Here is a 12523-nt window from a genome sequence, read left to right as displayed (position 1 = left end):
CACAAACGGGAAACAAAGAGGGCGCCGACGCGGAGGCAGCCGGACAGCGGACAACCTGCACGTGCGCCCAGCCGATGTAGAGTCTGGTTCCGTGAAAACGCTGGGAGTGGACCTTGCGGCAGCGGCCAGGAAGACGGCAGTGGCGGTCATCGAATGGGGCCAGGGTTCGGCCCGGTTGGTCCACCTCGAACTGGACGTGGCCGACCAGGAGATCGTCGAGCTTTTCGGCACTACAGCCATGACCGGAATCGACTGCCCGGTGGGCTGGCCACAGGCCCTGATCCCGTTCCTCACCGCACACTTCGACTCCGACGGCGGCCCCGTTCTGGAACACGATGGCATCGAAGGCCGGCGCCTGCTCGCGTACCGGGACACCGACCGCTTCGTCACCGCACGGACCGGCCTGATTCCGCTCAGCGTCTCGGCGGACAGGCTGGCGCACCCGGCCATGAGGTGCGCGGTGATCCAGGCGAAGATCGCAGGTCTCCACGGTGCCCAACCGAGGGACGGATCAGGGCGATTGGCCGAGGTATACCCCGCGGCGTCGCTGAAGCTCTGGGGACTGAACGCCCGCGGCTACAAAGGGCGCGGCAGCTCCGAAGCCGAACGCCTTTCAGTGCTGCTCGCGAATCTGAGGGAGCAAGCACCGTGGCTGGACCTTACCGGCCACGAGGACCGGCTGGCCGGCTCGGACGACCTGTTCGACGCCGTCGTCGCTTCCCTCACCGCCCGCGCCGTCGGCGTCGGCCGGACGCTTCTCCCTGATGACACCCACGCCGAAACGGCCCGCAGCGAGGGCTGGATCCACCTGCCCTCAGGCGGTCTCGACAGCCTCCCCAACTAATAGAGGGTCAGCCGGCCAGCTTCCAGTTCCGGATCTCTTCCGGATCCTCTCCGTGGGTGCGGGTGTGCTCGCGGGCGCGGATCCTGCTGTCCTGAAGTTCCTGCCGCAGCATCGAGTGCTTCTCCGCCAGGCCCGGCACGCGGTCGATGGCGTCGATGGCCAGCTGGAACCTGTCGATGCCGTTCAGCATGGCCATGTCGAAGGGCGTGGTAGTGGTGCCCTCTTCCTTGTAGCCGCGCACGTGCAGGCCCTCCTGGTTGCTGCGGCGGTAAGCCAGCCGGTGAATGAGTGCGGGGTAGCCGTGGTACGCGAAAATGATGGGCTTGTCCGCGGTGAAGATTCCGTCAAAGTCACGGGCCGGAAGCCCGTGCGGGTGCTCCCCCTCGTCCTGCAGCCGCATCAGGTCAACCACGTTCACCACGCGGACCTTCAGCCCCGGCGCGCCTGCCTTCAGCAGCTCGGCTGCGGCAACCGTCTCCACCGTGGGCACGTCGCCGGCGCATGCCAGGACGACGTCGGGCTCCTCCCCGGGGACCTCGGACCCCGCGAACTCCCAGATGCCCAGCCCCCGCTGGCAGTGGGTAGCAGCGTCAGCGGGCCCGAGCCAGGTGGGGGACGGTTGCTTCCCGCTGACCACAATGTTCACGTAGTCCGTTGACGCGAGGCAGTGCTCCATCACGGACAGCAGTGTGTTCGTATCCGGCGGCAGGTACACCCGGATGACCGCGGCCTTCTTGTTCACCGCGTGATCGATGAACCCCGGGTCCTGGTGTGAAAAACCATTGTGGTCCTGCTGCCACACATGCGAGGACAGCAAGTAGTTCAGCGAGGCCACCGGCTGGCGCCATGGCAGCTTGCGGTGCACCTTCAGCCACTTGGCGTGCTGGTTGAACATCGAGTCAACGATGTGAATGAAGGCCTCGTAGCAGCTGAAGACACCATGCCTGCCGGTCAGGAGGTAGCCCTCGAGCCAGCCCTGGCACAGGTGTTCGCTCAGCACCTCCATCACCCTGCCGGAACGCGCAAGGTGCTCATCGACGTCGTCAATCCGGTACTGCCACACCTTGTCGGTGACCTCGTAAACGTTCTGGAGCCGGTTCGACGCCGTCTCGTCCGGGCCAAACAGCCGGAACGTTTCCATGTTCAGCCCGATGACGTCCCGCATCCAGGAGCCCAGCGTGATCATGGGGCTGACCCGCTCGGTCCCTGCACGGGCGACCTCGACGGCGTGGTCCCGGTAGTCGGGCAGCTTCAGCGCGCGCCGCAGCAGGCCGCCGTTGGCATGCGGCGTGGCGCTCATCCGGAACTCACCCGTGGGCGCACCCTCAGCGACGTCGGGCCGGAGCCGGCCGTCGGCGTCGAACAGTTCGTCCGGGCGGTAGGACTGCAGCCACTCCTCGAGCAGCCGCAGGTGGTCTTCGTTGGTATGGACCTCGGACAGCGGCACCTGGTGGCTGCGCCACGTCCCCTCAACCTGCAGCCCGTCCACCTCGCGGGGTCCTGTCCAGCCCTTTGGCGAGCGCAGCACGATCATCGGCCATCGGGGCGCTTCGTTCGCTTCCTCGTCCGAGCCGGCCGGCGGCGTCCGCCGGGAATCCTGGATGGCGCGGATGACCGCCATGCAGTTTTCCAGCGCCTCGGCGAAGTCCCGGTGCGCCTGCTCGGTGTCGTCCGGGTCCTTCACGGTGACGAAGTAGGGCTCGTGGCCGTAACCGCGCAGGAGCTGTTCCAGCTGTGCTTCGGGCATCCGCGCCAGGATGGTGGGGTTGGCGATCTTGTACCCGTTCAGGTGCAGGATGGGCAGCACCGCGCCGTCCGTGGCCGGGTCCAGGAAGTTGTGGGAGTGCCAGCTGGCGGCCAGCGGACCCGTCTCCGCCTCGCCGTCGCCAATCACGACGGCCGTCACCAGCTGGGGATTGTCCAGCACCGAGCCATAGGCGTGAGCTAGGGAATACCCCAGTTCGCCACCCTCGCTGATGGAGCCGGGGCTCTCCGGAGCGGCGTGGCTGGGAATGCCGCCCGGGTAGGAAAACTGGCGGAACAGCTCCGCCATGCCGTCGGCGTCGTTGCCCACGTGCCCATAAATTTCGGAATAGGTCCCTTCCAGCCAGGCGTTGGCGACGACGGCAGGCCCACCATGGCCAGGCCCTGCCACAAAGAGCATCTCGGCGGAGTCGCGGCGGATGACGCGGTTCAGGTGGGCGTAGACGAAGTTCAGCCCGGGCGTGGTGCCCCAGTGGCCCAGCAGGCGCGACTTGGTGTGCTCTGCCTTCAGTGGTTCGCGCAGCAGCGGGTTGGAGCGGAGGTAGATCTGGCCCACTGAAAGGTAGTTGGCGGCGCGCCACCAGCGGTCCACAAGTTCGAGTTCGTCCTGCCCCATGCTGCTGGTCATAACCATCCTCACGTAACGTTCGCCGCCAAGGCGGCCGTCGGTCCATCGCATCAGATGGTTCCGGGCGAGGCAACCCCGCTTGCCTGCACTCTGCTACCAGCGGGTAGTCTTTGGTTCAGTGTTCACGCTGACTATCAACCAAACGGACAGCCGGCGCGATGGTGACCGGGTGCCGCAGTTGCTAAAAGACCTGCGGCATATTCCTGCGCGCCTGGACTTTGACCGCTCGGTGGAGGACGAGGTCCAGGGCATTGTGGACTGTCCGCGCCAGGCCGTGGAGGCTGCGCTGATCGCACTGCGCTGCGGTTCCTGGTACGTGGGGATCGGCGTTGGGCCCGTAAACGAGCCGTTGCCCAACCAGATCAAGGACGCCTCCGGCCACGGGCTGGTGTATGCACGGCGTGCTGTTGACCGGCTGCGGTACAGCAAAGAGCGGATTCCGGTGGCAGTGGAGGGGCCATTGGCCGATGTAGCCCACGATGCTGAGGCCGTGCTTCGGCTCCTGGGACATATCGTCCGTGACCGTTCCGACGCCGAGTGGCGGGTCCTCGACCTGCTGACCCCCGGCGTCCGCGGCCAGCAGAAGGCCGTGGCCCAGGAACTGGGCATCACCACACAGGCAGTCAGCAAGGCCGTGGCGCGCTCGCAATGGAACGAGGAGCATGCGGCGCGGCCCGCTGCGGCCAGGCTCCTGGCGCTGATCCTCGAGGTGCGGTAGCGGCTTTAGCTCGGCCTGCAGGGCCCTGCGAAGAATCATGCTGATAACGCCTCCCGCGGCCAGGAGTTCGCACTCAAGCGCGCTTTGCATCGCCGTGCTCGAAGCCAAGTAGGTTTACAAGTGCAAACATCCCGCAACCGAATTGAGGCCTGCCTTTTGGAAGGTGTATTACAGGGCTTTTTTGTTGTGGGCGTGGTGCTGTTTGCGGGCTACCTCCTGGCCCGCTACGACGTGCTGGGGCCGCAGGGAACCAAGGTTCTTTCCGCCCTCTCGTTCACGGTGGGCCTCCCAAGCCTGATGTTCTCCATGATCGCCACCCGGCATGTCTCCGAAGTCCTGAGCGCCACCGGCCTCATTTCGGTGATCACCGCCGTTGCCTGCATGATGATCTTCGTGGCCGTGGGGGCGCTCCGCCGGTGGGGCACCCGGCGAACCGTCATCGGGGCGCTGACCACGGGGATAGTTAACTCCACTAATTTGGGCGTGCCGCTCTCCGTCTACGTATTTGGCAGCGCCACGTACGTCACCCCCATCATGCTCTTCCAGCTGGCCCTGCTGACACCGGTTGCCCTCACCATCCTGGATCTCGCGGACCCCAAGGGACACAAGCTGTCGGTCCTGAAAGTCGTCAGCACGCCCTTCCGCAATCCCGTCACCGTCGCCGCCATTCTGGGCATCCTGCTGAGCGCACTCGAGGTGGAAGTACCGGAACTGGTGCTCGCGCCCATATCCCTGGCTGCCCAGATGACAGTCCCGCTGATGCTGATCATTTTTGGCATGTCCCTGCACGGCATCAGCCTGCGGGGAGGCACTGGCGACGCGGCCCCTACCACCGTCGCCGTGGTGCTGAAATCAGCGGTCCAGCCGGCATTGGCCTGGGTTTTGGCGGCCTACGTCTTTCACCTGGACCAATTCAGCACGTTCGTGGTCACTGCCTGCGCAATCCTGCCAACGGGACAGAACGTCGTCCTGTACAGCATCCGCTACGGCGTGGGCCAGGCGCTGGCACAGTCAACTGCGGTCATCACCACCGTACTGTCAGTCCCGCTCCTGCTCGGAGCCGCACTGCTGTTTGGGTGACGCTGGGTGGCCCTCCCACTGAGTGGCTTGGTCAGCCCTGGCTGGCTGCCATCACCGGCTCACCGTTGAAGTATTCGAGCTGCCAGCCGTCGATCACGTGGTGATGCGCAAGGTTCAGTACCGCGTTGTCGATGCTCGCCAGGGTGCTGCCGACGGCGCGGCTAAGGGTAACTCGGAGCAGCGTCCCGTGGGCGACGACGAGAAGCCGGCGTCCCCGGAACTCCTCGGCCAGTGCCTCCAGGGCTGCCAGTCCCCGGTCTGCTGCCTCGTCCTCGCTTTCGGCGCCGCGGAAACCGCCGGGAATACGCATGGCGTCCAGTTCCGGCCCGGCCTGCATGCCCTCGGCGGGACCGAAGCTGCGCTCGACAAGTTCAGGAACGCGACGGACGTCGCTCAGCCCGAGTCCTGCGGCAATCACATCGGCAGTCTCGGCGGCGCGGCTCAGCGGCGAGGACACAATGGCGTCCCATTCGTAGGCGGACAAAACGGCGACGGCGTCACGTGCCTGGGCCCGGCCGACGTCGTTCAACGGAATGTCTGTGGATCCCTGCAGCCGGCGCTGCGCATTCCAGTCAGTCTGGCCATGGCGGATGAGGGCGAACGTCGTAAGGGTCATGCTTTCCATTCTGCCCGACGGCGGGCGTCCCCTTGACGCAGGGCTCAGGTGGGCTGTCTGCAGGGAGATCAGTTGATGGCAAGAACCAGGTAGGCGATGGCAAGTGAAAGCGCCACCGGCGTCATAACGGTGCGCTCGGGTTTGCTCCGCGAGATGGCGTTCATCAGCACACCCAGCACGAAATAGCCTGTCAGGACCCAGGCGATGACCGACGTGAAAGTCTCATTGCCGAGGGGCGGCACCACGTTTGCGTTGGCAAGCGCGGCATATCCGAAGGCCGCGTACAGGACGATGGACACTGCGCTTCCCACCCGCAGCCCGGTGGGCAGGACGTTGTGCTGTCCGCCCCACGCGAACCTGCCAAGCGGGGCCCCGGTCAGCAGTGCGGCCTGGAAAACGGCCAGGCCGGCCAATACCGCACAGGCGGCGAAGGCCGCAACCTGAACCAGGAGCACCGGAAGTCCCCCGGCAGCCTAGAGGAGGCTGCGCAGCACGTGGGCGGCGCCGTCGTCAAACACTGAGTGGGTGACCTCGTCCGCGGCGGCGATCACTTCCTCAGGAGCCTGGCCCATGGCCACGCCCCGTCCGGCCCAGCTGAGCATTTCGATGTCGTTCCGGCCGTCACCGACGGCCACCGTGAGGTGCGGCTCGATGCCGAGGCGGCCGCGCAGGTTTTCCAGGGCGCTGGCTTTGGTCACTCCGGCAGCGGCGATGTCCAGCCAGGCGGTCCAGCCCACCGAGTACGTGACCCCGGCAAGGCCGATGTGCTCGATTGCCTCGGTAAACTCTTCGGGCGTGTTTTCGGTGCTGAAGACCACCACACGCACGGCAGTGGCCTCAAGCATGGTCTGGAAGTCCACGCCGACGGCCTCGACGCCGAAGCTGGGGTCCTGGAAGCGTTCGGTGGAAAGGAAGTTACCGTCCTCGTCCTCCAGCGCGTACTTGGCGGACGGAAGCCGTTCACGGAGTGCACGGAGGGCAGGAGCCGGGTCGAAGGTGGCCTTGTGGATGACCTCGTAGCCGGATTCAAGCTCCGGGTGGAGCCGCAAGGTCACACCGCCGTTGCAGCAGACCGCGTAGCCGCGCTCGATGCCGATGTTCTCGATGATGGGCAGCATGGCGTTGAGGGAGCGGCCGGTGGCAATCATGACCTCGTGCCCGGCGGCTACTACTGCCTGTGCCGCTTCGCGGACGGCCGCCGACATGTGCCCGTCGTGGTCCACCAGGGTGCCGTCCACGTCCAGGGCAACCATAAGCTTTTGGTCTGTGCTGTTGTTTTCGTTCTCTCGCCGGTCATCGTTGCCGGCGACTGAGGTTTCAGTCAGGGTTGTCATCCATCAAGTAGAGCAGACGCCCCCAAAAACCTGCTAGGACGCGCGCCACAGTGTTATTGAACAGTTGGTAAATACCCACAGGGTGTGCCCGGTGTCAGTGTTCACCCCGCTTCCGGATCCCCGGATCCTAACCTTGTTCGCGAAACCGCACCTGGACAAAGCACCGCCGCACTCACTGGTGCAAGGACCGTTTCACGGTGCGATTGATAATCTGCAGTTGTCCACATGGAGCAGCATCGAGCTATCTGCCCCGCCAGCGTGCAGCGACTATGAGGGCATGCAGCTCATTGATGCCAGCCATCTCCGGCGCAGTACCGGGGACGCCCGATCCCTCAGCAGACGCTACGTCCGCGGCGAGCTGGTCCGCGTCCGGAAAGGCATATACGCCCCCAAAGACGAGTGGATTTCACTGACCCCGTGGGAAAGGTACCGGCAAACAGTGTTCGCTGTGAACCTTGAACTACCTTTGTCAAAGTTTTGCCTCAACACGGCCGCTTCGCTGTGGAACCTGGAGCTGCTGGATGTTCCGAGCCACATCCACCTGGCCGGTGCATCGAGGGGCCACACGGGCCGAAGCCTTCCCACCACGTCCGCGGGTTTGATGCCGTCCGGACAGTCTGGACTTGAGGGGCTCACTTCCTACGGGGTCGCGCGCCACTCTTCGCAGACAGAAACCCTCCCGCATGAAGGGCTGCTGATAACCCCAGCGCCGCAGACGGTGGTGGCAGTTATCGCCAGGGAAGGGTTCACCGCCGGGGTAGTGCTCGCCGACCACGCCATCAGTCGGCGACGTTCGTCCGGACCGCCTGTTACCAAGGAGGAATTGCTTGAGCACTCTGCGCGTCTCGAATCGGGAGCGCGCCGGCGGTGGGTTATGCAGGTGCTTGAATTTGCGGTTACTGATTCCGAGTCGGCAGGGGAGTCTTTGAGCAGGGCGCAGATGCACCTCATGGGGTTCCCTGTTCCCTTGCTGCAAGTGACGTTCCGCCCAGGAGGGCGCTTCCTTGCCCGGACCGACTTCTTTTGGCCCCAGTATCGTCTGATTGGAGAGTTCGATGGCGACGCGAAATACCTGCGCGACGAGTACCTCGGCGACCAAACGGCACGTCAAGCCGTACTGGCCGAGAAGAAGCGCGAGGACAAGCTACGTGCAGCCGGATTCAAAGTGGTGCGCTGGGACTGGGCCACCGCCTCTGATCCAGCCCGGCTCGGCGCACTGCTACGCCAGGCAGGTCTGCCCAACAGCAGAAACAAAACCAAAAACACCCCCTGACCGACTCTGCACCCGCGAATTCGCGGGTGCAGAGTCCACCGGAGGTTGCTAAGCCCATGACGGGCGAAGCCCAAAAGCAGCGGAAACCTACAGGACCGGGAGGACCTCAAGCCCGCCGATGTACTTCTGCAGCGCCTTCGGAACGTTGACCGAGCCGTCCGCGTTCTGGTGGTGCTCCAGGAGAGCCACGATCCAGCGGGTGGTGGCCAGAGTTCCGTTCAGGGTGGCAACGGCACGGGTGCCCTTGGCCACGCCCTCCGCATTGACTGCGCGTTCGCGGATGTTGAGGCGGCGGGCCTGGAAGGTGGTGCAGTTGGACGTCGAGGTCAGCTCCCGGTACGCGCTTTGGGTGGGAACCCAGGCTTCGCAGTCGTACTTCCGGGCGGCGGACATGCCAAGGTCACCGGCAGCCGTGTCAATAACGCGGTACGGCAGCTCGCACTTGGTCAGCATTTCCTCTTCCCACGCCAGCAGCCGCTGATGCTCGGCTGCGGCCTCCTCCACCGTGGTGTAAATAAACATCTCCACCTTGTTGAACTGGTGCACGCGGATGATGCCGCGGGTGTCCTTGCCGTGCGAACCGGCCTCGCGCCGGTAGCACGAGCTCTGGCCCGCGTAACGGATGGGGCCTGCCGAGAAGTCCAGGATCTCGTCGGCGTGGTATCCGGCCAGCGCAACCTCGGAGGTGCCTACAAGGTAAAGGTCGTCTTCGGCGAGGCGGTAAATCTCGGCGTCGTGCTTTACGTCGAAGCCGGTGCCCTGCATGGTCTCCGGGCGCACCAGAGTGGGCGTGATCATCGGGACGAAGCCGGCCTCGATGGCCTGGTCCATGGCCATCTGCAGCAGCGCCATCTCCAGCCGGGCACCCACCCCTCGAAGGAAGTAGAAGCGCGCGCCGGACACCTTGGCGCCGCGTTCCATGTCGATCGCACCGATCAGCTCACCGATTTCCAGGTGGTCCTTCGGCTCAAAGTCCGGGAACTCACGCGGCGTGCCGACGGTTTTGACCACCACGTAGTCGTCCTCGCCGCCTTCGGGAACGCCGTCCTCGATGAGGTTGGGGATGGTGCGCAGCAGTTCTTCCTGCTTCAACTGCGCGGCATCTGCCTCGGCGGAAGCGGCCTTGACCGAGTTGGCCAGTTCCTTCACCTCCGCCAGCAGCGCCTTCTTCTCATCGCCCTTGGCCTGTGCCACCTTTTTGCCGAATACGTTCTGCTCGGCGCGGAGGTTCTCGAAGCGGATCAACGCCGCCCGGCGTGCAGAGTCCGCGGAGATGATCGCGTCCACCACTGATTCGTCCGCGCCGCGGGCGCGCTGGCTGGCTCGGAACTTGTCCGGGTTTTCGCTGAGGTCTTTTACGTCGATCACCCCATAAGGGTATCCAATCCGCAGGGGTACGACGGCGGCCGGCCGGCGTGCGGGACAGGCGCACCTGCCGCCGGGATACTGTTGAACCACCATGAGCGACCTGATTCTCTACCTGCTGATCGCGGTGGCGCTTGCCTTCGCGGTCTCCAGCTGGTGGGGAGTCCGCAGGCTTAAGGCGCTGCATGTGCGCAGCGCGGTTGGTGAGGACGCGCACGAGCCGGGGCTCGGCCAGCAGCGGGTAGCGGTGATTCTCAACCCGGTCAAGGCCCGCTCGGACGAAGCCAAGGCCACCATCCAGCGCGCCTGCCTGACAGCTGGCTGGGACGAGCCGGTGTTTTACGAGACGACGGCGGAGGATCCCGGCTTTTCGCAGGTGCAGGCGGCGTTGGGGCACAAGCCCGACGTCGTAGTGGTGGGCGGCGGCGACGGCACCGTCCGGGTGGTGGCTGAGTCCCTTGCCCGCACCGGTGTTGCGATGGGCCTCATTCCGCTGGGCACCGGCAACCTCCTGGCCCGCAATGTGGACCTTGACGTCAACGACCTCCACGGCAACGTGCAGACGGCCCTCTTCGGCCACCAGCGCTACATCGACACCGCCCGGATGGGCATCGAAAACTCCTGGACCGGCCATTCGTCCGAACACGCGTTCCTGGTGATCGCGGGCATCGGCATGGACGCAGAAGTCCTGGCCGACACCAACGCCGGCCTGAAGAAGACGTTCGGCTGGCTCGCCTACACCGAGGCGGGCATGCGCCACCTGCCGGGCCGGCGCAAGAAGATTTCCATCTCGCTGGACGGCAGCCCGGACCAGGTCCGGAACATCCGCAGCATCCTTTTTGCCAACTGCGGCCTGGTTCCCGGCGGCATCGACTTTATCCCCCAGGCCATGATCGATGACGGCATGCTGGACGTGGTGGTGATGAGTCCGCGCAGTGCGATCGGCTGGGTGCTGATGTACGTAAAAATCATGTTCAAGCACAGCAGGAAACTGCCCATCATGACCGTTTATCGGTCGGGCAAAGTCGTCATCAAGTGCCCCGAGCCGATGCCCACGCAGCTCGATGGCGACACGGCAGGCGAAGCCACCAAGGTTACCGTGCAGGTGGAGCCGGGTTCGTTATTGATCAGGGTTAGGGGGCAAGGCTCGCTGGTCTGACGCGCGAGGTTCAGGCGTGGGCTTCCCTGTGTGCCTCGGCGGCGGCCTTTGCGGCGGCCCGGGCCTCGGACTGCTCACGGATCATGGCCTGCTCCTCTTCGAAGCGCAGGCGGTCCGCCCGGTCGGCCTCGTCGCCGTCCCAGTCCTGGTTGTCGGCGGCGGGACGGGGATTAACAATCATCCCCTGGCCATCGTTGTCAGAGCCGTTGGTACTCATGACCCGCTCCCTTCGCTAAGGGCCATCCCCCCAATGTGGATCAAGTAAGCATACGCATTGTCCACAGCCCGCGGAAGTGGTAAGGAAGGCAATCACCTACGCTGTGGGCGAAGCGCCGGAACCGCTTTCCGGACGCCCGGTTTGCGGCCGTAACCCGTCCACCCACTTCTTAGCTGCTTCGAAGGCATCATCAGAAGTGTGCGGCTCCACCACCGTCTCCTGGTTGTCCGCCCGCGGGTAGGAGCCAAGGAATCGGGTGGCCGGGCTGATGCGGTGGAGTCCCGCCAGGGCATCCGCCACACGCGCGTCTTCGAGGTGGCCGTCTGCGTCGATACTGAAGAAGTAATGCCCCAGGTACTGTCCCGTGGGCCGGGATTCGATGCGGCTGAGGTTCACGCCGCGGCTGGCGAACTGGTCCAGGATCTCCATCAGTGCACCGGGGCGGTCTTCGGGGAGGGGCACTACAACCGTGGACTTGTCCGCTCCCGTGCGTTCGGGCAGAATGCCGGGACGGCTGACCAGGATGAACCGGGTCACTGCGCCGGGGGTGTCACCGATATCCTCCGCGAGGGCGGAAAGTCCCGGCTGCTCCTGGGCCACGAGCGGGGCGCAGATGGCGGCGTCGTAGTGGCAGTCCTCGTCCAGCAGCCCCATGGCTGCGGCGGCGGTGGACGATCCCGGCACGTACTCGGCCCCGGGAATGTTGGCGTCCAGCCAAAGCCGGCACTGCGCCCAGGCATGGCCGTGCGTTGAGACCCGGCGGATGTCCTGCAGCCTCACGCCCGGCCGGGCGACCAGCACAAAGCTGATGGGGACCAGGACTTCCCGAACGATCCGCAGTTCCGGACCGGTGGCGATGGCATCGAGCGTGGCCGTCACGCCGCCTTCCACCGAGTTTTCGATCGGCACCATCGCAGCGTCAGCTGACCCCGCCCGCACCATGTCCAGCGCCACGTTGACGTTCGACGCCGGTACGCGGCTGGCCTGCGCCGCTCCCGGAACCTTCAGCAGGGCCGCCTCGGTGAACGTGCCTTCGGGCCCGAGGAAGGCGTAGGTGGCAGAGGGCGCAGGCATAGGTATTCCTTCGGGGTATGGAGCGCCCTTGGCGCGGGCACCCGGGAAAGGCGGCGGTGCGCTAGAGAACCAGGGGCTTCAGCCCGTTGTCCGAGACAAGGGGCTTGCCGGCCTCGAGCCACTGGTCCATGCCGCCGGAGACATTGATCGCCGTGTAGCCCTGGCCGGTCAGCCACTGCGCGGCGCGGAAGGACCGGCCGCCGGTGCGGCAGATGATGTACAGGTCCTGGTCCGGATCGAGTTCGTCCAGCCGTGCGGGAAGCTGGTCCAGGGGGATGTGAAGGGCGCCCTCAGCATGCCCGGCCACCCATTCGTAGTCCTCGCGGACGTCCAGGATGGCGGCGTCGGCAGGGAGGTCGTTGACGCGGACGGTATCAAAGTCGCTCATGGGAAGTCCTGTCTGGCAGATCGGGTTCAGTGTTAAGCCTAGTGCCCGCGGCCCCGTGTGCCC

13 protein-coding genes are annotated in these 12523 nt (G+C 65.3%); 5 read left to right on the top strand and 8 right to left on the bottom strand.

The features are described 5' to 3' along the window. The first annotated feature begins 91 nt into the window (after positions 1-91). The gene (locus tag AC50X7_RS17755; protein ID WP_494980215.1) at positions 92-844 is read left to right on the top strand and encodes a DUF429 domain-containing protein; all 753 of its coding nucleotides are present in this window, start codon (positions 92-94) and stop codon (positions 842-844) included. A 7-nt stretch (positions 845-851) separates the two neighbouring features. Here AC50X7_RS17755 and AC50X7_RS17750 read toward each other — a convergent pair whose 3' ends face one another. Beyond that, complete coding sequence (locus AC50X7_RS17750; protein ID WP_494980214.1) at positions 852-3236, bottom strand: phosphoketolase family protein; 2385 nt, start codon at positions 3234-3236, stop codon at positions 852-854. Between the two features lie 118 nt (positions 3237-3354). On the opposite strand from AC50X7_RS17750, the gene AC50X7_RS17745 reads away from it, so the two are divergent. Further along, a complete protein-coding gene (locus AC50X7_RS17745; RefSeq protein ID WP_494980213.1) occupies positions 3355-3954 on the top strand; it encodes a hypothetical protein in 600 nt (199 codons plus the stop codon). A 120-nt stretch (positions 3955-4074) separates the two neighbouring features. After that, positions 4075-5034 (top strand): AEC family transporter, encoded by a 960-nt coding sequence (locus AC50X7_RS17740; RefSeq protein ID WP_494980212.1) that lies wholly within the window; start codon positions 4075-4077, stop codon positions 5032-5034. A 31-nt stretch (positions 5035-5065) separates the two neighbouring features. Here AC50X7_RS17740 and AC50X7_RS17735 read toward each other — a convergent pair whose 3' ends face one another. The 3 genes from AC50X7_RS17735 to AC50X7_RS17725 all read right to left on the bottom strand — a co-directional run bounded on the left by AC50X7_RS17735 (position 5066) and on the right by AC50X7_RS17725 (position 6984). Next, positions 5066-5650, bottom strand: a complete 585-nt coding sequence (locus AC50X7_RS17735) for a histidine phosphatase family protein (protein WP_494980211.1) — start codon at positions 5648-5650, stop codon at positions 5066-5068. Positions 5651-5718: 68 nt separating this feature from the next. Continuing rightward, positions 5719-6105 carry a hypothetical protein gene (locus tag AC50X7_RS17730; protein WP_494980210.1) on the bottom strand — a complete coding sequence of 129 codons (387 nt, stop codon included), beginning with the start codon at positions 6103-6105 and terminating at the stop codon, positions 5719-5721. A gap of 18 nt (positions 6106-6123) precedes the next feature. Further along, on the bottom strand, positions 6124-6984 hold the full coding sequence (locus AC50X7_RS17725; RefSeq protein WP_494980209.1) for an HAD family hydrolase: 861 nt from the start codon (positions 6982-6984) through the stop codon (positions 6124-6126). Positions 6985-7261: 277 nt separating this feature from the next. Here AC50X7_RS17725 and AC50X7_RS17720 point away from each other — a divergent pair, with 277 nt between their 5' ends. Next, complete coding sequence (locus AC50X7_RS17720; protein WP_494980208.1) at positions 7262-8257, top strand: hypothetical protein; 996 nt, start codon at positions 7262-7264, stop codon at positions 8255-8257. An 87-nt stretch (positions 8258-8344) separates the two neighbouring features. Here AC50X7_RS17720 and serS read toward each other — a convergent pair whose 3' ends face one another. Continuing rightward, on the bottom strand, positions 8345-9625 hold the full coding sequence (serS, locus tag AC50X7_RS17715) for a serine--tRNA ligase (protein ID WP_494980207.1): 1281 nt from the start codon (positions 9623-9625) through the stop codon (positions 8345-8347). A gap of 91 nt (positions 9626-9716) precedes the next feature. Here serS and AC50X7_RS17710 point away from each other — a divergent pair, with 91 nt between their 5' ends. Then, positions 9717-10781: a diacylglycerol/lipid kinase family protein gene (locus tag AC50X7_RS17710; protein ID WP_494980206.1), complete on the top strand. Its 1065-nt coding sequence runs from the start codon at positions 9717-9719 to the stop codon at positions 10779-10781. A 10-nt stretch (positions 10782-10791) separates the two neighbouring features. On the opposite strand, the gene AC50X7_RS17705 is transcribed toward AC50X7_RS17710, so the two are convergent. The 3 genes from AC50X7_RS17705 to AC50X7_RS17695 form a co-directional block, all read right to left on the bottom strand. Next, positions 10792-10998 carry a hypothetical protein gene (locus AC50X7_RS17705; protein WP_307097158.1) on the bottom strand — a complete coding sequence of 69 codons (207 nt, stop codon included), beginning with the start codon at positions 10996-10998 and terminating at the stop codon, positions 10792-10794. Between the two features lie 96 nt (positions 10999-11094). After that, on the bottom strand, positions 11095-12072 hold the full coding sequence (pheA, locus tag AC50X7_RS17700; protein ID WP_494980205.1) for a prephenate dehydratase: 978 nt from the start codon (positions 12070-12072) through the stop codon (positions 11095-11097). Positions 12073-12133: 61 nt separating this feature from the next. Continuing rightward, on the bottom strand, positions 12134-12460 hold the full coding sequence (locus AC50X7_RS17695) for a rhodanese-like domain-containing protein (protein WP_104044120.1): 327 nt from the start codon (positions 12458-12460) through the stop codon (positions 12134-12136). Positions 12461-12523: the final 63 nt, after the last annotated feature.

It is taken from the genome of Pseudarthrobacter sp. Hb11, assembly GCF_059383655.1.
Note: the sequence above shows the minus strand (reverse complement) of the source record. Positions and strands in the feature narration are given on the sequence as shown.